This is a genomic window from Paenibacillus sp. p3-SID1389 (assembly GCF_025151705.1).
Classification (GTDB): domain Bacteria; phylum Bacillota; class Bacilli; order Paenibacillales; family Paenibacillaceae; genus Fontibacillus; species Fontibacillus phoenicis.
Map to the genome: position 1 here is coordinate 1 of NZ_JALXVO010000028.1, position 21,489 is coordinate 21,489.

The 21,489-nt window shown below is 51.8% G+C and carries 21 protein-coding genes and 1 other RNA gene; 2 read left to right on the forward strand and 20 right to left on the reverse strand.

The window, feature by feature from the left end; translation table 11 throughout:
• Positions 1-218 precede the first annotated feature (218 nt).
• The 6 genes from M3G15_RS12760 to ffs all read right to left on the reverse strand — a co-directional run bounded on the left by M3G15_RS12760 (position 219) and on the right by ffs (position 4,145).
• Positions 219-482, reverse strand: coding sequence for a pro-sigmaK processing inhibitor BofA family protein (locus tag M3G15_RS12760; protein WP_260071143.1), 264 nt, complete (start codon positions 480-482; stop codon positions 219-221).
• Between the two features lie 33 nt (positions 483-515).
• The gene (locus tag M3G15_RS12765) at positions 516-734 is read right to left on the reverse strand and encodes a hypothetical protein (protein WP_051135041.1); all 219 of its coding nucleotides are present in this window, start codon (positions 732-734) and stop codon (positions 516-518) included.
• Between the two features lie 212 nt (positions 735-946).
• Positions 947-1,546 carry a recombination mediator RecR gene (gene recR / locus M3G15_RS12770; protein ID WP_016314604.1) on the reverse strand — a complete coding sequence of 200 codons (600 nt, stop codon included), beginning with the start codon at positions 1,544-1,546 and terminating at the stop codon, positions 947-949.
• A gap of 27 nt (positions 1,547-1,573) precedes the next feature.
• Entirely contained in the window at positions 1,574-1,885 is a 312-nt protein-coding gene (locus M3G15_RS12775) for a YbaB/EbfC family nucleoid-associated protein (RefSeq protein WP_009226830.1), read from the reverse strand.
• Between the two features lie 97 nt (positions 1,886-1,982).
• Positions 1,983-3,752: a DNA polymerase III subunit gamma/tau gene (gene dnaX / locus M3G15_RS12780; RefSeq protein WP_260071144.1), complete on the reverse strand. Its 1,770-nt coding sequence runs from the start codon at positions 3,750-3,752 to the stop codon at positions 1,983-1,985.
• Between the two features lie 126 nt (positions 3,753-3,878).
• Positions 3,879-4,145, reverse strand: an RNA gene (ffs, locus tag M3G15_RS12785) — signal recognition particle sRNA large type.
• Between the two features lie 186 nt (positions 4,146-4,331).
• Here ffs and M3G15_RS12790 point away from each other — a divergent pair.
• Positions 4,332-5,588: a stalk domain-containing protein gene (locus tag M3G15_RS12790; protein ID WP_036646522.1), complete on the forward strand. Its 1,257-nt coding sequence runs from the start codon at positions 4,332-4,334 to the stop codon at positions 5,586-5,588.
• A 464-nt stretch (positions 5,589-6,052) separates the two neighbouring features.
• Here M3G15_RS12790 and M3G15_RS12795 read toward each other — a convergent pair whose 3' ends face one another.
• From M3G15_RS12795 to rpoE, 11 genes are all read right to left on the reverse strand, one after another.
• Positions 6,053-6,439 (reverse strand): hypothetical protein, encoded by a 387-nt coding sequence (locus M3G15_RS12795; protein ID WP_260071145.1) that lies wholly within the window; start codon positions 6,437-6,439, stop codon positions 6,053-6,055.
• The gene (locus tag M3G15_RS12800; RefSeq protein ID WP_260071146.1) at positions 6,402-6,695 is read right to left on the reverse strand and encodes a hypothetical protein; all 294 of its coding nucleotides are present in this window, start codon (positions 6,693-6,695) and stop codon (positions 6,402-6,404) included. Before M3G15_RS12800 ends, M3G15_RS12795 begins: the two co-directional genes overlap by 38 nt.
• A 120-nt stretch (positions 6,696-6,815) precedes the next feature.
• Positions 6,816-7,013, reverse strand: coding sequence for a 50S ribosomal protein L31 (rpmE, locus tag M3G15_RS12805; protein ID WP_009226826.1), 198 nt, complete (start codon positions 7,011-7,013; stop codon positions 6,816-6,818).
• Between the two features lie 102 nt (positions 7,014-7,115).
• Positions 7,116-8,384 carry a radical SAM family protein gene (locus M3G15_RS12810; protein ID WP_260071147.1) on the reverse strand — a complete coding sequence of 423 codons (1,269 nt, stop codon included), beginning with the start codon at positions 8,382-8,384 and terminating at the stop codon, positions 7,116-7,118.
• A 58-nt stretch (positions 8,385-8,442) separates the two neighbouring features.
• Positions 8,443-9,807: a transcription termination factor Rho gene (gene rho, locus M3G15_RS12815; RefSeq protein ID WP_009226824.1), complete on the reverse strand. Its 1,365-nt coding sequence runs from the start codon at positions 9,805-9,807 to the stop codon at positions 8,443-8,445.
• A gap of 112 nt (positions 9,808-9,919) precedes the next feature.
• Positions 9,920-11,176 (reverse strand): UDP-N-acetylglucosamine 1-carboxyvinyltransferase, encoded by a 1,257-nt coding sequence (locus M3G15_RS12820; protein WP_009226823.1) that lies wholly within the window; start codon positions 11,174-11,176, stop codon positions 9,920-9,922.
• A gap of 199 nt (positions 11,177-11,375) precedes the next feature.
• The gene (gene fba, locus M3G15_RS12825) at positions 11,376-12,230 is read right to left on the reverse strand and encodes a class II fructose-1,6-bisphosphate aldolase (protein ID WP_260071148.1); all 855 of its coding nucleotides are present in this window, start codon (positions 12,228-12,230) and stop codon (positions 11,376-11,378) included.
• A gap of 177 nt (positions 12,231-12,407) precedes the next feature.
• The gene (locus M3G15_RS12830; RefSeq protein ID WP_260071149.1) at positions 12,408-13,286 is read right to left on the reverse strand and encodes a LolA-like protein; all 879 of its coding nucleotides are present in this window, start codon (positions 13,284-13,286) and stop codon (positions 12,408-12,410) included.
• Complete coding sequence (locus M3G15_RS12835) at positions 13,276-13,653, reverse strand: response regulator (RefSeq protein ID WP_028539100.1); 378 nt, start codon at positions 13,651-13,653, stop codon at positions 13,276-13,278. The genes M3G15_RS12830 and M3G15_RS12835 overlap by 11 nt, the downstream gene beginning before the upstream one ends.
• A gap of 157 nt (positions 13,654-13,810) precedes the next feature.
• The gene (locus M3G15_RS12840; RefSeq protein ID WP_009226819.1) at positions 13,811-15,412 is read right to left on the reverse strand and encodes a CTP synthase; all 1,602 of its coding nucleotides are present in this window, start codon (positions 15,410-15,412) and stop codon (positions 13,811-13,813) included.
• 332 nt (positions 15,413-15,744) lie between these two features.
• Entirely contained in the window at positions 15,745-16,314 is a 570-nt protein-coding gene (rpoE, locus tag M3G15_RS12845) for a DNA-directed RNA polymerase subunit delta (RefSeq protein ID WP_260071150.1), read from the reverse strand.
• A gap of 425 nt (positions 16,315-16,739) precedes the next feature.
• Between rpoE and M3G15_RS12850 the strand changes: the two genes are divergently transcribed.
• Positions 16,740-17,891 carry a S8 family peptidase gene (locus M3G15_RS12850; protein ID WP_260071151.1) on the forward strand — a complete coding sequence of 384 codons (1,152 nt, stop codon included), beginning with the start codon at positions 16,740-16,742 and terminating at the stop codon, positions 17,889-17,891.
• Between the two features lie 395 nt (positions 17,892-18,286).
• Here the strand turns inward: M3G15_RS12850 and argS are convergent, their stop codons facing one another.
• The 3 genes from argS to M3G15_RS12865 all read right to left on the reverse strand — a co-directional run bounded on the left by argS (position 18,287) and on the right by M3G15_RS12865 (position 21,482).
• Positions 18,287-19,966, reverse strand: coding sequence for an arginine--tRNA ligase (gene argS, locus M3G15_RS12855; protein WP_260071152.1), 1,680 nt, complete (start codon positions 19,964-19,966; stop codon positions 18,287-18,289).
• Positions 19,967-20,386, reverse strand: a complete 420-nt coding sequence (locus M3G15_RS12860; RefSeq protein WP_260071153.1) for a YwiB family protein — start codon at positions 20,384-20,386, stop codon at positions 19,967-19,969.
• A gap of 154 nt (positions 20,387-20,540) precedes the next feature.
• Positions 20,541-21,482: a hypothetical protein gene (locus M3G15_RS12865; protein WP_260071154.1), complete on the reverse strand. Its 942-nt coding sequence runs from the start codon at positions 21,480-21,482 to the stop codon at positions 20,541-20,543.
• Positions 21,483-21,489 lie beyond the last annotated feature (7 nt).

A 21,489-nucleotide genomic window follows, 5' to 3' on the forward strand; every position in this document is an offset into this window, starting at 1 on the left:
TAATTCTCATTTATTACTCACTCGTTGTTCAGTTTTCAAAGATCAAACCTTTTCTTTTGCCGTCGCTTCGTTTCAGCAGCGACCTTTATAATATATCACACTCTCTATTCTTTAGTCAAGACCTTTTTTTAAATCCATCATGTGGAAGGTCTTGGCCAGCTTGTCCTCTCGGAGAAGCGATTTATAATGTACCACAGATATTGAAGCCGCGTCAACTCCTAGATCATAGTTAATTTTAGGCCAACCAACAGCGCAACGCCGGGAAGGCCAAGAACCAATACCGTGCTTAAAGTAACCGGATTTAAAGGGATATACACTTCGGTCAATAATCCGGAGAAATTGATCACGTAAAGTCCAAGCGCCGCAAGCACGACATGTAACCCTAAGCGTGAAAGCCACACCAAACCGATTTTACGCGAAAATAAAATGTACAGTAACAGCGCCAATGACACAACCAAAATACCGATCAATACCAGCTTCATTTTTTCCCGCCTCCATATCAAACGGTCTTGAACTTAGCCAAAATAAGAACCATTCCGAAAGGCATCCCAATCGACCTTCGCCTGCTTCGCCGCCTTCAGTTGAATTTGATACCTGCGTTCAGCCGCCTCCAGGGTGTAGATCGCCACGTCCACTTCATCATGCCCTACCGCCTCCTGAAAAGCGATGCTGGCCCGCTCCCACTCTTTTAACGCGTTGATCACTTCTTCGTACAGTTCGCGCTTATATGCCATCGCATCTTTCCTGTGAGCCAGGTTCGAGCGCCCTACTCCCCAGCGCTTCAAGATCTTCAAGCCAATCGCCTCCCCATCCGTTTTTTACTTCATGTGTATCGGGGAAAGGACAAACTTAGAACCTTCGCATCGTCGAAAAAAGCAAAAAGAACCTTAAGCCCCAACGGAATTCAGGGCCTAAAGTTCTTTCGTTTCAAGCGATAGAAAAAAGACTAATTAATTTCTCGGCGTCCTTCTAACGCCTTGGATAATGTCACTTCATCCGCATACTCCAAGTCGCCGCCGACCGGCAACCCGTGGGCAATCCGGGTGACGCGGATATCAAAGGGCTTCACAAGACGGGAGATATACATCGCCGTCGCTTCCCCTTCAATGTTCGGGTTAGTTGCCAAGATAAGCTCCTTCACTCGTTCATCACTTAAGCGATTCAGCAGCTCCTTCAGCCGGATATCATCCGGACCTAGGCCTTCCATCGGCGAGATTGCCCCTTGCAGCACATGATAGTAACCATCAAACTCCTTCGTCCGCTCCATGGCGACCAGGTCCTTAGATTCCTGCACAACGCAAATCACGGAAGCGTCCCGCGTCTTATCCTGACAAATCCGGCACGGATCCGTATCCGTGATGTTACAGCAGATAGAGCAGTAATGAAGATTCCGCTTCACGCTGACCAGCGCTTTAGCGAAATCAATGACATCATCTTCCTTCATGTTCAGCACATGAAAGGCCAATCTGGCTGCCGTCTTCGGCCCAATACCAGGCAAATGAGTAAAAGCATCGATCAGCTTCGCGATCGGTTCGGGATAATACAATGGGGCCTTCTCCTTCAGTTCCTAGAATTAGAACAGGCCAGGAATTTTGATTCCGCCTGTAAATTTACCCATATCTTGGTTTGCCAATTCTTCCGCCTTCGTCAAAGCGTCATTCACTGCAGTCAACACCAAGTCTTGCAGCATTTCCACATCGTCTGGATCTACTGCTTCCGGTTTGATCGTCAAGTTCAGTACTTTTTTGTGACCGTTCACTTGCACGGTAACGACTCCGCCGCCCGCACTGCCTTCTACGGTTTTGTTGGCCAGTTCTTCCTGTGCTTTGAGCATTTGCTCCTGCATTTTTTTCACTTGTTTCATCATTTGATTCATATTGTTCATCTGCTTCACATCTCCTTAATTTGGTCTACATGCATATCATGCAATAAATGGAAAAATATAACCACAATCTGGTGCCTATCCCAAGCCATTCGTTGGGTTATTCCTTGATGACGACCAGATCATCCCCAAACATATTTAGCGCTTCGTCCACCCAAGGTTCCTTCCCGGATCCAGACGCGCCTTCCTCCGGTGGATGCTCCAGCTCGAACGGTTCACCGTCTGACCGTTCGCCCGCCCCTTGCAGCGCATCGTTCCAATCCTTCAGCATCATGGTGACCAAGTGATACGGTCTGCCCAGTTGACGCTCCAGGACCGCTTCAATGACTTGTTTATTGGCCGGCTTCTCGGTGGTCTCCCGGTGAATATCATTCTTAAACGCCACCAGCACATTATCTTCCAGAATGGATACAGGCTCTCCGTTCACGAACCACGCATGGACTGTAATTTTGGCATCCTTGACAGCCTGGAGTACTTGATTCCATTTTTGCTGGATGTCCAAGAACTCCGGGCTATTGCGGTTGGCCAGATACTGATCCATCCCTGCGGGGATTTTGGCTTTCGAGGCGACGCGCGGCGCAGGGCTTCGCGATGGGCGATTGCCTCCAGCCCCCGCGCCCGAGGCAGAACCGCCAGCGGCAAGCCCGCCCTGCAGCGCCCGCTCTAGCTTCGCCTCCAAGTCTGCAAGCTGGCGGCGCAGCTGTTGGACCTCAGAAGCATCGGCGGATGCTCCGGCCCCCGTTCCGGCACTATGGCCCCCTGTCGGACGCTCTTCCGCGCCATCTTTTCCCAACGTACAGATCTTCAGCAAAGCGACCTCAAACAAGGTTTGGGGTTGAACGGCATATTTCATTTCAGTCTGGTAGTGGTTAAGCGTATCGATGATTCGGAACAGCTGCGATTGGGTGAAGCCCTCGGCAATCTCCGCAAAATCCTGCGGATCCAACACACGTTCCGTCAACTTGTCCGCTTGCGGCACCATTTTGACCATCAGCAAGTCACGGAAATAGTAAAGCAGGTTCTCCATGCACTTGTCTGCGCTTTTGCCTTCCTGCATGAAGCCGTCGATCATCTGCAGCATCCCGCCGATATCGCCGTCAAGCAGCGTTTTGGCCAGCTCGGCAAACTGCCGGGAGGCGATGCCGCCGGTCATGTCCAGCACCTGCTGATAAGAGACCTTACGCCCTGAGAAGGAAGCAATTTGATCCAAAATGCTTAACGCATCCCGCATCCCGCCGTCGGACAATCGGGCGATATACTCGATGGCTTCCTTCTCCGCTTCGATGCCTTCTTGCTCGCAGATCATCTGCAGCCGTTCGCTTTGCTCTTCCAACGATACCCGGCGGAAGTCAAAACGCTGACAACGCGATATCACCGTAGCCGGCAAACGATGCGGTTCAGTGGTTGCCAGAATAAACATGACGTGTGGAGGCGGCTCCTCTAAAGTCTTCAGCAGCGCATTAAACGCTTCCGTCGTTAACATATGGACTTCATCGATAATATAAACTTTCTGCCGCACTTCCGTAGGGGCATATTTCACTTTCTCGCGCAAATCGCGGATTTCTTCAACCCCCCGGTTGGAAGCGGCGTCAATCTCAAGTACATCCATGACAGCACCGGCCGTGATTCTCCGGCATGCATCACACTCGTTGCAGGGTTCTGCTGCGGGTCCTTTTTCACAGTTGACCGCTTTGGCCAAAATTTTGGCCGCACTGGTCTTCCCAGTTCCACGCGGACCGCTGAACAAATAAGCGTGCGACAGCCGCTGTTCACGGATCGCATTCTGCAATGTGCGAATGATATGCTGCTGCCCCACCATGTCTTGAAACGACTGCGGCCGCCAAGCCCGGTACAGCGCAATATGCTCCATTATGCGGCACCTCTTTCTTTCCTTAAACGACGGTTGTCGTTCCCTTATTATACTATAGCCTTTTGGTCTATGTACAAAAAAAACACCCCTGTCCGCAGACAAAGATGTATTCTGATCAAGTATACACCGTGCACCTGTTATCGATCATTGCGATCCGAGCGGCACCTTTACGGCAAGACTCGAGACAGGCTGCCCTCCGGCACAGGCGTAGGACTGCTTATGGCTGCTTCCTTCCGGACCTGACCAGGTTCACAGGTACTCCTTGCGGAGGACCCGTCCGTCAACGTCTGCCGTAAAGACCGGCCTCACATCGGCAAGACCTCTAACAGGACTTCAACCTCGCTATAGCGGATTGCGAGTTACAGGGCACCGCTACCTCCCCATCTAGCACGGTGAAACTAAGTATAGCTCATGCCTGTATAAAATGCAACCGGAGGGAAGAAGTTGGCTTTACGACTTGGCTTATGCCTCGACTATCACTGAGTTGTGCGCGCTCTCTCATGCAACTCTAGTTATATTTTGCTATATTAATAGAATAAGGAAATGGGAAACTAGAAGTGCATGAGAGAGGGGAAACAAATGAAATTAATTGGGAAGCTCTTGCTGGGCATCACCCTGTTAGCCGGAGGCCTGGCCGGGATGCAGTCGCCCCGGGTTGAAGCGGCGTCACCGGTACGGATCCTGCTGGACGGATACCCGCTGAATTTTGCAGGTGAACCCATGATTGTAAACGGCACGACACTGGTTCCGTTCCGCTCCATATCCGAAGCGCTCGGCATCAACGTCACTTGGAACCAAGCTTCCAAAACGATCACCGCGATCAAAGGCACAGGTGCTGAAGCCATTCATGTGCAGTTAACGCTGAACAGCAAAACGGCGAAAGTGAACAACACCTCCGTTCCATTGGCGGTTGCGCCCCGGTCCGTTGGAGGCAATACGCTGATTCCGCTCAGCTTCTTCAGTCAGCAGTTCGGAGCCCAGGTCGGGTGGGACCAAGCTTCGCGGACCGTATCCATCGCCTCCCCGCAGGAACGGATGTACACGCTGGGGTTCTACGCCATCTCCTCCTTCTCGGAAGTCGGGGTGATTCCGAGTCTGGACGCTGTCGCTTTCGGCTGGAGCCGGATCAACGAGAAAGGGGAGTTTACGCAAACGGGCGACGTGTTTAGGCTCCCGCAACCCGCAGGGAACGTGACTGCGGACAGCCTTGTGAGTGACGCTGCCTCCGCACGAACCTTGCCGTATCTGATGGTCTTCGCCAGCGATGGGAAAGGCGAACTGACCCGGATCTTGGAGGATCCAGCCCTGCAGCAGCAGGCGATTACCGATATGGTGAACGCTGCGACAGCGAAGGCGTTTCAAGGAATTATGCTTGATTTCGAAGGACTGGGCTTAACAACAGAAAAGACGGCGACACGCCAGGCTTTCAACAGCTTCGTGAAGGAATTGTCTAAGCAAACCCGAACAGCTGGGTTGAAGCTGTCCCTGGCTCTGCACCCGTTGAACTCGTCCTATAAAGGCTATGATTATAAGACACTGGGGGCTCTGGCAGACGAGATTGTCATCATGGCTTACGATTACTTCCCAGGAAACAATAGCGGCCGGCCGCAGCCCGCAGACAAAGTAGACGAAGCGATCCGCCTTGCTCTTAACGAGACAAGTGCCAGCAAGCTCCTCCTGGGGCTAAATATGGACAGCGAGGATCAAACCAGCGTCAAAACGCTAACCGGGCTGGCCAAGCGCTATGATTTGAAGGGCATCGCTTTATGGCGGCTGGGCCTCATCAAGAGTGAAGAATGGAATAGTCTGAAGGAAACTGTGGAGTTTAAGAAGTAGATATCATCCTAGGCAGGTTGGAGATTTGAGGGCGGACCGCGGTCGGCTATCGTCTTCGACCTGTTTTTTTAGTTTGTACACTGCCTCCCGTCCCCGATCGCGACAGCCACCCCGGCTGATTTGTACACCGCCTCCCGCCCCCCGACCCCTGATCGCAACAGCGACCCTCTGAAATGCAAAAGTGCAGTTCATTTCGCCAATTTAGTATCATTTTGCCGTTTTAACTGCAAAAGTGTAGTCCATTTCCGCCTATTGTGGCTGAATTCCGCCTTTTCCGCCCTTTCGAACTGCGCTTTTACATTCCACCAAGCAAATCACTCCATGTTCGCTCAAATCAACTGCACTTTTACACTTAGCGACGGGGTATCGAGGGGTGGCAGCATAAGCTTAATTTTGTGTTAGCCGTTAGGCGACCAAGCCCATATTATCCACTCACCAATCAAACGCATCCCAATCCCGTCGTATCACCTCATACATCCGAACCCGGCCCGACTCACCGCTGGAACGCGCCTGTAGCCAGCCCATCTGGCACAATGCTGTAAATACCGCACCGCGGTCCGATGATTTACGCCAAGCTGCCTCTCTACATCCTTCGGGCGAATGGGTCTGCCTAACTGAACTGCTTGCAGCAACGCTGATTTCAAAGCCAGCCTGGGAAGCTTGTCCGTCTGCCGGGACGACTCAAATCTGCTTAATAGCATGCGAAGTAGCATGATGCAAACTTCCGGCTGCCGTTCCACATCGTCATAGGACAGGGAAACAACCCGATACCCCAACGCTTGCAGAAAAACCTCCCGGTTCAACTCCCGGCTATTACATCGTACGATCCATATCGCGAACATGCGGTCCAAAGCCTTTCACCTCAATAATGAGCTTCACGGCCCCCGTTAGCCAAGCAAAATCTGCAAAATACGGCCGCCCCCGCCAATCGACGATTTCGTATTCCGGATGCAGGTTGTCCAAATTCCCCCGCAAAGGCCACCATACATTGCGCAAAAACAGCTGCTCTCCATGCCCATGTCCCCGTTCCAATCGGTCTTTCCGTTCACCCGAACGGCGTTTACGATGCGTGTCCAACCACAACCGATGCGCCTGATCGAAGTCCATATGTTCTGTACACCTCCCCTTAATGGGCCCAATCATTACCGCCGAAAAAGAAAAAAACGCCCCCGCCCATCATCAGATTGGCAGAGACGTTCTTCGTCATTTCGCTTGTGCAAGGGTATCTTAGATACCGTATTTCTTTTTGAATCTATCCACACGTCCACCAGCATCCAGGAATTTCTGCTTCCCGGTGAAGAATGGATGGCAGTTGGAGCAAATTTCAACGCGCAGGTCTTGTTTCACGGAACCCGTCTCAAACGTGTTACCGCAAGCGCAAGTTACAGTAGTCACGTAATATTTCGGTTGAATTGCTTCTTTCATCTTCTTTCACCTCTTTCCGCCCTGAGCCTCAGTCGTGCCCAGAGTTATAATGACACATAATCGCATTATAGCACGGGCCCCTCGTTCACGCAATTGCCTGTTTTATCCGCCCACTTTGACACGGGCCAATTCCGCCGGCGGCACATGCGTATACGATCCGATGACCACGTCCGGCAGCTCCTCCTGAAAAATCTCAATCGCCTGCTTCATCCCAAGAATCTCCCCTTTGGCCGTCGGAATCAATTCCAGGTAGCTTTCGGGGTCGATGTTCAGGTTGCGCAGCTGAATCAGTTTCAGATTGGTGCGGCGGGCGAAATCAATCATCGCTTCGATTTCTTCCTCCCGGTCCGTAACTCCAGGGAAAATCAAATAGTTGATCGAGGTATAGACCCCTTGATCCGCTGCATACTTCAACGATTTCTCCACATTCGCGAGCGTATAGCCGCGCGGTTTGTAGTAGGCGTTGTAGTGATCGTCCAACGCGCTGATCGTGCTGACCCGCATTAGATCCAAGCCGGCATCCACGATCCCGCGGATATGATCGGTAAGCCCCGCGTTGGTATTGATATTGATATACCCCATGTCCGTCTGGCGCCGCACCTCGCGAATCGCCTCGATGATCAGCTTAGCCTGCGTGGACGGTTCCCCTTCACAGCCCTGGCCGAAGCTGATAATCGACTCCGGAGTCTTCAGATGCTCTAGCATCACTTCCACCAGTTCTTCGACACGCGGGCGAAAGTTCATCCGCGTCTGCGGCGAAACAAATCCGCTGTCATCCGGTTGCTCGGAAATACAGCCGAAGCATCCCGCATTACAGGAATAGGAGACGGGGACGGCCCCTTCCCAGCGGTTCAAAAACGTATTGGAGGCGGTTAGGCATTCATAACCTAACGCGCAATTCGATAAATGTTCGTACAGCCGATTCTCCGGATAACGGGAGGTGTAGGCATTCACTTGATTTTTGAGCTCAAGAGGATCACAATTCAGCGGATTCCACTTCTCGGGATCGTCCGACAGGCGCGCTGTCACGTAAAACTGACCGTCCTTCCAAACCACCGCAGAATACCCGAACAAAGGCAGTTTATAATTCTTGTCCGTCTTCACATACCCCGGCAAACAAAGGCGGGTATAGCCTTGCGGAAGCAGAGCGCCGACCGCCTGGACATTCCCGGGGAGCGGCTTCATTTCGCCGGTTTCCGGGTCCATCCCGATCGGCCGGGTGGACGGCAAGCCCACCAATGTCGCCCCTTCAGGAAGCGGAATCAGCTCATCCTCCATAATCTCCACGATCATGTCCGCACTGCGGGCTAAGCCGTACAGCGACGGATGATCATAGACCTGTCCTTGTTCATCTGCATACACTAAGTACATGTTGTTCTCCTCTTTGTATTCATCGTTGGAAGCCAAGCAAGCCCCCCGAGAGATCTCTTTAAACCGTAGTATTTTGCGCGGTGCCAGCGCCCGTAGAAGCCGAACTCGACCGTGAGGAGGTAGAGCCCGACCGTACCGGACGACGCGCCCCGCCGTTGCCGCCACCCGAAGGGTTGTTCCCGGAAACATCAAAAGAAGCCAGGAATTCGGCGTTGGTCTTGCACTCGCGCAGCTTTTTGAGGAAGCCTTCCACAAAGTCGTAAGAGTCGGTCATATTCTTCCGGATCGACCAGATCGTATCCAGCTCTTCTTTGCTCAGGAGCACTTCCTCACGCCGCGTGCCGGAGCGGCGAATGTCGATAGCCGGGAAGATCCGGCGTTCCGCCAATTTCCGATCCAGGTGCAGCTCCATGTTCCCCGTACCCTTAAATTCCTCATAAATAATATCGTCCATCCGCGAACCGGTATCCACCAATGCCGTTGCCAAAATCGTCAAGCTGCCGCCCTCTTCCACATTCCGGGCCGAGCCGAAGAACCGCTTCGGACGATGGAACGCAGCCGGATCGATCCCCCCGCTGAGCGTACGTCCCGACGGCGGAACCACCAAGTTATAGGCACGGGCAAGACGCGTAATGCTATCGAGCAAAATCACAACGTCCTTCTTGTGCTCCACTAGCCGTAAAGCGCGCTGCAGCACAAGCTCCGCCACCTTGATATGGTTCTCCGGCAGCTCGTCAAACGTAGAAGCGATCACTTCGCCTTTGACCGAACGCTGCATATCGGTAACCTCTTCCGGACGTTCGTCGATCAACAATACGAATAACTCAATGTCGGGATTGTTGGTGGAGATGCTGTTGGCGATTTCCTTCAGCAGCAAAGTCTTCCCTGCTTTAGGCGGCGCCACGATCAAACCACGTTGGCCGAGTCCGACCGGAGCAAGCAAATCCATAATGCGGGTGGATAAATGATTTGGGGAAGTTTCGAGCACCAATTTGGTCTGCGGATAGAGTGGAGTCAGCGCTGGAAAATGCAGACGTTCCGCCGCAATGGCCGGGTTCTCGCCGTTGACGGCGTTGACTTGCAGGAGGCCGAAATACCTCTCATTTTCCTTCGGTGTACGGCACTTCCCGGAGACCAGATCCCCGGTGCGCAGATCAAATTTGCGGATTTGCGATGCGGAAATGTAAATATCCTCCGTGCTGGGCAGATAATTGATCGGTCTGAGGAAACCGTACCCTTCCGGCAAAATCTCGAGCACGCCTTCCATAAACATCAGACCGCTTTGTTCAGCCTGTGCCCTTAAAATAGCAAAAATCAATTCTTTCTTCTTTAATTGGCCGTAATAAGGGATCTGATATTGCTTCGCCAGCTTGTACAGCTCGGTAAGCTTCATCCCTTCCAGATCGGCGATTTGAAGATCCATATTAAAATAACCACCTATTCAATTTTATTGAAAACTATGAAGTATCGCGTAATGATAGACTTATTCGCCTATTATGCCCTATCCTTGGCAACTTATGCGCGAAAACGGAAAGTTATTCTTCCATCTCCCGCCAAACATCTGCACCCAATGCACGTAAGTTCGGCACCAGATGGTCATACCCCCGGTCAATCAACTCCACGCCAAAGACTTCTGTCGTGCCCTCCGGCACCGTGAGTCCAGCTACGACTAGCGCTGCCCCGGCACGCAAATCAGCCGCTTTCACCTTCGCCGCATTCAGCGGTCCGCCTTCGATAATGGCAGAACGGCCTTCGACGCGGATTTTCGCGCCCATCCGAACCAGCTCCGGCACGTGCTTAAACCGATTGCTGTAGACAAAATCGCTCAGCACGCTGACTCCTTTCGCCTGCGTCAGCAGACTAGTCATCGGCGATTGAATATCTGTCGGAAACCCAGGGTAGACTAATGCCTTGACATCAACATGATGGTATTCTGGTTGTCCGATCACCCGAATGCTTTCGTCCATCTCTTCCACATGAGCGCCCATTTCCAGCAGCTTGGCGGTCAACGCCTCCAAATGCTTAGGAATCACGCCGTCGATCAAGACATCGCCCCGGGTTGCCGCAGCAGCAATCATGTAAGTTCCAGCTTGGATCCGATCGGGAATGATAGAATGGCGGCAGCCTTTCAGTTCCGTAACGCCTTCAATTCGGATCGTCTCCGTACCGGCCCCTTTAATTACTGCTCCCATGGAGTTTAACAAAGTGGCCACATCTATAATTTCAGGCTCTTTCGCCGCATTTTCGATAATTGTAGCGCCTTTGGCTCTCGTGGCCGCCAGCATAATGTTAATTGTTGCTCCAACGCTGCTGACATCCAGGTATACCTTCGCCCCGCGCAGCTCCTTCGCATGCAAGTGAATCGCGCCGTGTTCATTCGTCACGGTCGCCCCTAAAGCTTCAAACCCTTTGATATGCTGATCAATTGGACGAGGTTCAAAGTTACATCCCCCCGGCAAGCCGATGGTCGCTTCTTTGAAACGTCCTAACAAGGCCCCCATCATGTAATAGGAAGCCCGCAGCTTCTTTACCGGCCCGTTGGGCATCGGAATGGAACGAATATGGGTGGGATCGATACGCATTTGATTGCCTTCCCACAAGACGCGGGCACCCAGCTCCTCCAAAATCTCCGAGTATACCGCCACGTCACTTAAAATCGGCAAGTTATCCAGAACCACCTCGGATTCTGCCAAGATCGCAGCTGGAATCAACGCTATCGCGCTGTTTTTGGCGCCGCTGATCGAAACGCTTCCGCGCAGCGGACGTCCGCCACGAATCATTAATTTCTCCATAAGTCCAGGATCCCCCTACGTATTTGCGTCGGTACACAAGCCCATGATTTTTAGCGACAGAAATGGAAAGACACCGTCTAGGCGGTGTGCTCTCCAAGTCACCTTATTCAGCTGAACGGTCCAATCCCTTGTCCGTCCTAAAGCTTGCGCCGCAACCCACCTAAGACGGGAGTACGGCGCAAACGCTTGATGTTGATCCTTAAGCTTTGTTGTTGGAGCCGAATTCATGGATTTTTCCAACAACCGTGGCTTTGATCGCGTCACGGCCAGGAACGATGTATTTACGAGGATCGTATACATCAGGTTTCGCAGCCAATACTTCGCGAACGGCCTTCGTGAACGCAATTTGGTTCTCCGTATTTACGTTAATTTTGGAAGTACCGAGCGAGATCGCTTTAGCAATATCATGCGTCGGAATGCCTGTCCCACCGTGAAGAACGAGCGGAATTTTAACAGCATCGCGGATTTCTTCCATTTCTTTAAAGCCAAGGTTTGGTTCACCTTTGTAAGGACCATGAACGGAACCCAACGCAGGAGCCAGCGTATCGATGCCAGTTTCGTTAACGATACGGACGCACTCGTCCAGTTTAGCGTATTGAATACCGCCAACAACGTCATCTTCTTGACCGCCGACAGTACCTACTTCAGCTTCAACGGAAACGCCTTTGGCATGTGCGTATTCAACCACTTTCTTCGTCATGGCAATGTTCTCATCAATTGGATGATGGGAGCCGTCGATCATAACGGAAGTAAAGCCAGCGTCAATCGCTTCTTTACATTTATCAAAGCTCGAACCATGGTCGAGGTGAATCGCAACAGGTACAGTGATTTTCATGTCATGCAGCAAGCCTTCCACCATTTTAACAACGGTGTAGAAACCGCCCATGTGACGGGCAGCGCCTTCGGAAACACCCAGAATGACCGGGGATTTCTCTTCTTCTGCTGCAGCCAGAATGGCTTGTGTCCATTCCAGGTTATTGATGTTGTACTGGCCTACGGCATATTTGCCGGCAAGGGCCTTGTTCAACATGTCAGTCATCGATACTAATGGCATGGGTTTCAATCCTCCTAAGGATGTGGGATATTATCTTTTTAGCCGACATTCACACACTTTTTTATTATACCACAACCTTGCAAAAATACTATTCATGCTTTCCTTTCATTTGTGAACGCCTTGTGTTGTACTTACGAAAATACCTTCACCGCAAAACCCGCAACTGTAAATTTGATACTAATTATAGGAATAGTCAGAAAAATGGACGCAAAAGAGTATTTCCGTTATCGTTTTAAGAAATATTCCAACATTCTCTATGCTTAAAAACTGAAACGGTAATGACTCAAAATACTTATATTCCTCTATTTTCTCGGTATCTTTCTTCCATTCCCCCTGAGCGTCCTTAAGATAAATTTCTCTTTTTACAGGCAATCCTGTTAGCTCATCGATATAAACAATCTCTTTTTGATCGGTCTGTTCCGATGTTACCTGTTGCAAAGATCTCCCATCTTCCTTCAAAGTTTGTGTCATATTCCATTTTTTCAACTTCAGTTCTTCCTTTTGTTTTTCTAACAATGAAATTTTTAGAATCCGTTCATTTTCCGCAGCAATATTTTTGGGCAGTAACCATGTGGTTCCCACGAGTTTACCTGTTTCATGATCTCTCCCAATAGAAGTAACTCTTTTTCCACCTTCAGAAACAATAATTTTATTTTGAAGCTGTCCATTAAGATATGTTTCACTTACTTCCACCAATTTAATTTTATCACGAACATGAACCGTATAATCTTCTGCTGAAGTTGAAACTTTAATATATTCGACTTTTCCAGAAGTTGATTTGTCAGCCGCCTCTATTACTTGGCTCTGGGCGCTCACCGATCCATCTTTATTACTGAACAAAGCGGCTGCACCTAAGAATAATAACCCGAGTAATATGGTTGACCCCAATTTAATATATTTGTTCACTTTAGTCCCTTCCGTTAGCTTTACATCCATGACAGTTGTGTGCTTTTCCGTACCTGAAAATAAAAAAGAACCCCCCAAGATCCGATTGGAAAGCACACCGTAATCCTCAGGAGGTTTATTATCCAGAATATCTTTTGATTTAAAGTACATTTCCGCTTTTAAGCTGCAAGTTAACTGCTGCGCGCATTTCATCAATGTCAAAGGGTTTCGTAAAATGCATCAGAGCCCCAAGGTCCGTCGCTTCCTTGATCATGTCAAGCTCGCCGTAAGCGGTCATCATGATCACCTTGATCTCAGGATTGACCTCCTTGATATGCTTGAGGATTTCCAAACCATCCATGCCCGGGATTTTCATGTCGAGAAGCACTAAATCCGGCGAGTCGCTGCGGACGATTTCCAAAGCCATCTTACCGTTGGCTGCCTGAAACGTTTTATACCCTTCGCTGCTAAACACTTCCATCAATAAAATGCGGATACCGTTCTGATCATCGACAATTAATACTTTCTTCTCTTCCACCGAAAAGCCCTCCCACAAGTCCACCATGTAATCCTGGTCATAAGTAAATACTTCGCTCCCGATTTGCAAAACCCTTCTCCACTGGAAAAAAGAGCCTTAAAAAATCAGTGCCCCAAAATTACAGGTGCCTTGAGATTGGGACTTGCGGTCAATTTGCTTAGGACAAGTGTGCGATCGAAGCTTTCACGAACTCGCGGAACAACGGCTGCGGACGGTTCGGACGGGAGGTAAATTCCGGATGGAACTGCACCGCCAGGAACCAAGGATGATCCGGAAGCTCGACGATTTCCACCAGGCGTCCGTCCGGTGATGTCCCGGAAATGCGCAGGCCAACGCGCTCCAACGTCTCACGGTACGCATTGTTGAACTCATACCGGTGGCGATGGCGCTCGTAGATCAATTCGTCGTTATAACATTGCATCGCAAGCGATCCTGGTGCCAGCTTACAAGGGTACAACCCAAGTCTCATCGTACCGCCCAGATCCTCGATATCCTTCTGCTCCGGCAGCAGGTCGATCACCGGATACTCGGTGGCAGGGTTGATCTCCGAGCTGTTCGCGCCTTGAAGTCCGGCAAGCGAACGAGCGTATTCGATCACTGCGACCTGCATCCCCAAGCAGATACCGAAGAACGGAATCCGTTTCTCACGGGCATATTTGATCGTCGTAATTTTGCCTTCGATGCCGCGATCGCCGAAACCGCCCGGGACAAGAATCCCGCCGACGCCTTGCAGCAGCTCATCCACGTTCTCGTCCGTTACTTCTTCTGCATTTACCCAGCGAATCTTCACATCCGCATTCGCATCAAAACCAGCGTGAGACAACGACTCCACCACACTGAGATAGGCGTCATGCAGCGCTACATATTTCCCGACGATGGCGATTTCCACCGTCTTCTCCAGCTTGTTGATCCGGTCAACGAGGCCTTCCCACTCGCGCATATCCGGAGCCGGCGTCGTCAACTTCAGATGGTTAACGACGATTTCGTCCAGCCCTTCATCGCGCAGGTTCAGCGGTACTTCGTACAGCGTGTTGGCATCCCGGCACTCCACTACCGCGCTTGGATCTACATCGCAGAACTGTGCGATTTTCGCTTTGATATCGTCCGACAGCTCATGCTCCGTACGGCAGACGATCACGTTCGGCTGAATCCCGATGCTGCGCAGCTCCTTGACGCTGTGTTGCGTTGGCTTGGTTTTAACTTCGCCAGCCGCTTTGATATATGGAATGAGCGTCACGTGAATATACATCACGTTCTCGCGTCCGATGTCGCTTTTGATTTGACGAATCGCTTCCAGGAACGGCAAGCTCTCGATGTCACCGACGGTTCCCCCGATCTCGGTGATTACAACGTCAGATCCCGCTTCCCGCCCGGCGCGGAAGACACGCTCTTTAATTTCGTTCGTAATGTGCGGGATGACCTGAACCGTACCGCCCAGATACTCGCCCCGGCGTTCTTTGCCGATAACGGAGGAATAGATTTTCCCTGTCGTCACATTGCTGTTCTTAGAAAGATTGATATCGATAAAACGTTCATAATGGCCCAGATCCAAGTCGGTCTCGGCGCCATCGTCCGTGACGAACACTTCCCCGTGCTGATACGGGCTCATCGTGCCCGGATCGACGTTAATATAAGGATCGAATTTCTGGATCGTTACCTTTAATCCCCTGTTCTTCAACAGCCTTCCCAGCGAAGCCGCCGTAATGCCCTTCCCCAGTGAGGATACGACCCCGCCTGTCACGAAAATGTATTTTGCCACAGCCAAAAACCTCCTAAAGTAGTACGTGTTCACAAACCCATCAGATTCCAGAAATTCAGGTAACTTAGATCATTAGCGTAACCTATTATCCGGTAAAACATAGCCAAAAAGGCATAAAAAAATAAAAAGTGACACCCGAAATGGTCGGGGCACTTTTTAATAAATTCACATTTTATATAGGTTTGAATCATAAGCCCATGCAATAGTTTACCCGTTACCCTAGTCCGTGTCAAGTCAAGGCGGAGCGCATCTATGAACAAAATAAGGCATGAAAAAGGACGGCCTTTGCCGTCCTTTATAAGGAAATCGCGAGGCCCCTGCCCCGAGGCCGATTAATCCTCGTCGCTGTCGTCGAAATCCGCATCGGTGTCCAGATCTTCGTCCTCTTCGACAAGGTCGTCTTCGTCTTCAAGTTCCTCGTCAGGAAGCAACTCATCGTCATCAACATCTTCCACGTCGTCATCGTCATCATCCGGGAACAACTCGTCTTCGGAATCCCCGTCGAGCACATCGTAATCCTCTTCGTCGTCGGATACGTATGTATCGTCCTCTTCCACAAAATCGTCGTCTTCCAGATCGTCGTCATCATCGTTAATGATGCGCGGACGCTTGGAGTTGCCAACCGGATCCTCCGACCGCTCGATCGGATACCAGCGTTTCAGGCCCCACAGGTTGGTGCCAACGCAGGCAAACCGACCATCAATGTTGATCTCCGTATAAAGCTGCGCAATCGCCTCGTTAATTTGCTCCTCGGTCATGCCGCGAAGCTTGGCGACCTCATTCATCAAGTCACGGTAGTAATACGGCGTATTTGCCGCCTTCAAGATCATAAAGGCCAAGTCGACCATAGGAATTTCCTGGATTTTCTCCGGGTCGATTTTCAAATTCAGCGGGGTACTCACGTTACGGACACTTCCTCTCACGCAAAAGTTCACTATAAAGCAATGATGAAACCTTATCGTTAGAGCCGGTTTCTTTCACTAACATATCCATATCACACAATAGTAAAACCTATTTGGCACCAAATTGCAAGTTTTAAAAACACACCAAAGCCCCGCCGGAAAAAGGGAAGGAGCGGAGAACCCCTAGTCCCCCGCTCCTTGACTGTATCCTTCCCCAAAAGAAGGCCTTGCCCTCTCTTGGGTTGGCGAAAGCCGCAAGGCCTTCCCTTCATCCTATGTCCAGATTTGCACTTTGACACGCCGGATTCGCGCGAAAAGCAGCAATCCGGGCCCATTTCCATCAAAACAGGGCCGCTTCCCCATTCAATGAAAAAAGGAACGTCATACTATACTGCAACACGCTTCGTAGGAGGGGCTACTCATACATGGACTACTCCGGATTCCTCAGGTTTTTGAACGATCATGTCGACGCCTCCGGAAAAAGCGGCCGCATCATTATCCGCTTTGCACACCCGGCAGAATTTGCAGAATGCGTCCGCCAATTGCTTAAGCACAAGCGCCAGCATCCCGCACTGCGGCACATCCGCACATCCTCGCTGCTGCAGGCGCTGATCTGTCCCCTCGGTTTACGTGGGGAAGTGGCCCGCTCCCGTTTCGGCCTGTGGGTCGAAGACGACAGCCTTGTCAGCGTCCATAGCCCGGCCCCGACAGGCAAGGGGCAAGCTCCATCCATCCCTTGGGGGGTACGGCGAATCGGCGCCCCGGAAACCTGGTCCGTGTCCACAGGTTACAGGGTTCGTATCGGCGTGATTGATACGGGTGCCGATTTCAACCATCCGGATCTTCGCCATTCCTTGGCTCGCGGGATTAATCTCTTGAATCGACTCAGCTTACCATACGATGATAACGGACACGGCACGCATATCGCCGGAACCATCGCGGCCTCCGGCGGATCTCAAGGGATGATGGGCGTAGCCCCGCGTTCTTTGATATTTCCGGTGAAGGCGTTTGATCATAATGGCTCCGCCTTCGTTTCTGACATCATTTTGGGCATCGACTGGTGCGTACGCAACCGGATGCACATCGTAAATATGAGCTTTGGTATGAAGAGCAACAGCGCCTCTTTGCAAAATATTATTCGCAAAGCCTATAACGCAGGCATCGTGGTGGTCGCGTCCTCGGGGAACGACAAAAAGGGACACGGCTGCGATTACCCGGCCCGTTACCCGCAAACGATCTCTGTAGGTGCAACCGGCAAGGACGGCAAAATCGCCTCCTTCAGCAACTACGGTCCGAATATCGATATTTATGCCCCCGGTGAAAAAATCAGCTCCGCCTGGCTGGGCGGAGGTTACCGCGAAATGAGCGGCACCTCCATGGCAACTTCCCATGTGAGCGGCGCCGTGGCCTTGCTGCTGGCTATGAAGCCGGACATGAAGCCGAGCGAGGTCAAGCGCCGCCTACGCCGTACCGCCAAACGGCTGTCCAGCACAGCGGCCAGGGCCAAAGGCGGCGGCGCCGGCGAACTGAGCGCGGTACGCCTGCTGCGCACCAAATCGGGGCGCAGCAGAAGCTAACGCCCGCCGCCTGCTGCCTTTGCGGACTTATCTAATCGCAATGTGCCTGCTCCGTGCTGTGCTGGGATACAGCAGTTCAACACGAAGCAGGCACACTGAATCTTGCTATAGGTGGTACAGGTCCCTTTGCGGCTCCTTTTGCACGATTATCCCTTTTGGTAAGTCCTCGTTTAAGGTGGATATCCAAATCAAGCCTTCATCTGGTTCATCGGGATACCTCAGTAATCAAGCACAAGCACAACCTCTGATCAAACGGGATACAAGCCTGATCAAAGGCATAAGCGCTCTAATTTAACGGGATAGCCCCCAAATCGAACGCAACAGCGTCTGATTAAGCGGGATAATCATGCAAAGAGACACTCAACTAAAGCAACTCGCGTAACAGCTTCCGCGAATTACATTTTTTCTGGCGCAGATACGCCGATCAGACGAAGCACGTTGGCAAGTACCGTGCGCACCCCGCCGAGCAGCACCAGCCGTGCCGCCGTTTGTTCCGCGTCTTCAGTAATGACGCGCTCCGCCCGGTAATAGCTATGGAACAGCGCCGCCAGTTCATAGACATAGCGAACCAGTCGGTGCGGTGCGTAGTTCTCAGCGGCCACGTTAATCTCTTCCGGCAGCTCGCCGAGCTTCCGCAGCAGATCGTATTCATGTTCAGCGGTCAGCTTGGTGAGATCTACGTTCTCTGCCGCCGGAATCTGGATACCTTGTTCTTCCGCCTGGCGGAAGATGCTGCAGATCCGGGCATGGGCGTATTGCACGTAGTACACCGGGTTTTCATTGGAGGTGGAAATTGCCAGATCCATATCGAAATCCAGATGCGAATCCATGCTGCGCATCGTGAAGAAGTAACGAATCGGGTCTACCCCAACCTCATCCATCAAATCCACCATAGTGACCGCTTTACCGGTCCGTTTGGACATTTTCACCTTCTCGCCGTCTTGGAACAGGCTGACCATCTGCGCGATCAATACCGTCAGTTTCTCTGGATCTTTCCCGATCGCCTGCATTGCGGCCTTCACCCGAGGAATATAACCGTGGTGGTCAGCTCCCCAGATATTGATGATCCGGTCAAAGCCGCGGTCATATTTATTGCGGTGGTAAGCGATGTCCGGCGTCAAATAAGTATAGGTCCCGTCATTTTTCACCAATACGCGGTCCTTGTCATCTCCGTAAGCCGTCGTCTTCAACCAGGTTGCTCCGTCTTGCTCATACGTCTGCCCCTTTTCGCGCAGCTCGGACAGCGATGCTTCTACTTGGCCATCCTGATACAGGGACGTTTCGCTAAACCAAACGTCGAAGCGAACCCGGAAGCGTTCCAGGTCGCGCTGAATTTTGGACAGCTCCTTCTCCAGTCCGAATTTGCGCAGGAACGCCGTCCGTTCTTCTTCCGGCATCCCCAGCAGCTTGTCCCCCTGTTCGGCGACGAGCTCTTTGGCGAACCCTTTGATGTCTTCGCCATGGTATCCGTCTTCCGGCATCTCTACGTCTTGTCCAAGCTCCTGGCGGTAGCGGGCCTCAATGGATTTGATCAGATTGACGATCTGGTTCCCAGCGTCATTGATATAGTATTCGCGCGTTACGTCATAACCGGCGAAATCCAGCACGTTGCACAACGCATCGCCTACCGCCGCGCCGCGGGCATGTCCGAGGTGCAAACTGCCAGTCGGGTTGGCGCTGACGAATTCGACCTGCACTTTTTTTCCATTCCCTAATGTCGTGCGGCCGTAGTTCTCACCCTCGCGGTATACCTGCAGCAGAATCGGATACAAATAACTCTTGCTTAACGTAAAATTGATAAACCCGGGACCAGCAACCTCCGCCTTCTCAATCCCAGCCTTCCCATAGTCCAGCTGCCCGAGAATCTCTTCCGCGATTTGGCGCGGATTCTTCTTCGCGATCCGCGACAGCTGCATCGCCGCATTGGTCGCGAAATCACCGTGCGCCTTATCCTTCGGCACTTCTAAGACGATCGCCGGAATTTCCTCCCGCTGCGCCAGACCAGCGGATACGATCGCATCCAGGATCGCTTCCTTCAGTGCCTGGTTCATTTGTTCCAACGGATTGTGTGGCATTTAAACGTCCTCCTGTATATATAGACTGAGTTCAAAACGTCCTGATAGTTCCTCAAACACGTATAAATCGTATTCCCAGATCACCTGACCAACCGCCCCGTCCCATCGGGATTCCAGCTTTACGGTGTCGGTAGACAGGTTAAACCGGGTAAAGGGCGAGCGGTAAAACCCTGGTATCCGGCTGCCGCTGCGGAAGGTTTGCTCGGCCTCTACGCCTCCGTGGCGTATGATTTTCAGCTCGTTGCCAGATAGTTTAATCATCGTGCGCGTCTTGGCACCATCCGGCCCCGGATCTGGTTCTTCATAGCGGATGTATAAGGTGTCGCTCCGGCGGATGAGATCTCCCCGCAGATGCTGCACCGTTTCTTCCGTTCCCTGTCGGCTTGTCAGCACAAGGCTTACCGGCTTGGTCTCCGGCATAGGTCAAAACTCCTTCCGACATCGATCCTTACTGTACTACTATAGCCAGTTCGCCCCGGCAATTCAATACATATACGGTACAACGCCCTCCATAGGCAAAAAAAGGAGCCGTTGCTTCAGCGGCTCCTTCCCTCCCTTCATGACCAGATACGGCCTACAAGGGTTGACTTAATGCGAGGTATTTCACTTTGTCATCCTGGAAATACAGATGAAACCGGAAATAATCCCCGACTTTATAACTCCAGCGGCTATCCAGCTTCAGTGCCTTTGTCCCTAATTTCTCCATAACGTCAGCCGTGCTGATCCCCGTCTTTACGCCAGCTGCGCACTGGTGAACCGGCCGCGTAAAAACGATCATCCGATTCAACTCCAACACCCCGTCCTTAAATAAACGGGCTTCTTTCACCTGGCCAGTGCCGTCATCATAGAAAGGCTTGGCCCAAACGATCTCCTCAGGCGGAGACTCGGCCAATCGCTGCTCCCAGCCGTCGAAGTCGAGCCCATCGACCTGCGCGGCCTCCCCGTCCAGCGGAGCGGCAGGAGCCGCATCCGGATCAACCGAGGTTTCCTTCTCTTGCTCAACCCTTGCTTGCTCCAGCAGTGCGTCCAACGAAGCCAACTCCTCCCGCTCGCGGAACAGCCCTTGCATCAACAGCAGCACCCGGTCGTCAGCGTAGTAATATTTCCCTTGATACTCAAAAGCATTGCTGGTTAAATCATAGGTCAGCTCATAGTGCGTGTCCGCCAGCTTAAACTGCAGAACCACCGGCTTCCGGGAAGCCGCCGGTACCGCACCCGCAAGCGCACTTTTCATATCCGTATAACGCAGCGATTCCAACAAGACGATTTGCCGTTCCGCAGGAATACGGGCGTTCTTGCCGTTTCCCCCGGCAGTAATCGCGAGGACCTCCTCTTCCTTAAAGGGAAGATGGTCCAACAAATACGGCGAATCAGCGGCAATGTCGTTGTTCGCAACGTCTGAAGCTTCTCCTGTAACCGCCGTCGGAGCTTGCACCGGCGTTTCCGTTGAACCGCCGGAAGGTGCATCAGGGCGACCGTAAAAGAGCCAGCCCGCCACCATAACCACAATAATCATCGTCAGG

Excerpts from the sequence above, each read along its gene's own strand:
- M3G15_RS12760 (WP_260071143.1), bottom strand. The coding sequence starts at position 482 with ATGAAGCTGGTATTGATCGGTATTTTGGTTGTGTCATTGGCGCTGTTA.
- M3G15_RS12820 (WP_009226823.1), bottom strand. The coding sequence starts at position 11,176 with ATGGAGAAATTAATGATTCGTGGCGGACGTCCGCTGCGCGGAAGCGTT.
- rpmE (WP_009226826.1), bottom strand. The coding sequence starts at position 7,013 with ATGAAAGAAGCAATTCAACCGAAATATTACGTGACTACTGTAACTTGC.
- M3G15_RS12860 (WP_260071153.1), bottom strand. The coding sequence starts at position 20,386 with ATGCCGGAGACCAAGCCGGTAAGCCTTGTGCTGACAAGCCGACAGGGA.
- M3G15_RS12800 (WP_260071146.1), bottom strand. The coding sequence starts at position 6,695 with ATGGACTTCGATCAGGCGCATCGGTTGTGGTTGGACACGCATCGTAAA.
- M3G15_RS12865 (WP_260071154.1), bottom strand. The coding sequence starts at position 21,482 with ATGATTATTGTGGTTATGGTGGCGGGCTGGCTCTTTTACGGTCGCCCT.
- fba (WP_260071148.1), bottom strand. The coding sequence starts at position 12,230 with ATGCCATTAGTATCGATGACTGACATGTTGAACAAGGCCCTTGCCGGC.
- M3G15_RS12830 (WP_260071149.1), bottom strand. The coding sequence starts at position 13,286 with ATGTACTTTAAATCAAAAGATATTCTGGATAATAAACCTCCTGAGGAT.
- M3G15_RS12850 (WP_260071151.1), top strand. The coding sequence starts at position 16,740 with ATGGACTACTCCGGATTCCTCAGGTTTTTGAACGATCATGTCGACGCC.
- M3G15_RS12810 (WP_260071147.1), bottom strand. The coding sequence starts at position 8,384 with ATGTACTTAGTGTATGCAGATGAACAAGGACAGGTCTATGATCATCCG.
- M3G15_RS12765 (WP_051135041.1), bottom strand. The coding sequence starts at position 734 with ATGGCATATAAGCGCGAACTGTACGAAGAAGTGATCAACGCGTTAAAA.
- rho (WP_009226824.1), bottom strand. The coding sequence starts at position 9,807 with ATGGATCTTCAAATCGCCGATCTGGAAGGGATGAAGCTTACCGAGCTG.
- M3G15_RS12775 (WP_009226830.1), bottom strand. The coding sequence starts at position 1,885 with ATGAACAATATGAATCAAATGATGAAACAAGTGAAAAAAATGCAGGAG.
- dnaX (WP_260071144.1), bottom strand. The coding sequence starts at position 3,752 with ATGGAGCATATTGCGCTGTACCGGGCTTGGCGGCCGCAGTCGTTTCAA.
- argS (WP_260071152.1), bottom strand. The coding sequence starts at position 19,966 with ATGCCACACAATCCGTTGGAACAAATGAACCAGGCACTGAAGGAAGCG.
- M3G15_RS12790 (WP_036646522.1), top strand. The coding sequence starts at position 4,332 with ATGAAATTAATTGGGAAGCTCTTGCTGGGCATCACCCTGTTAGCCGGA.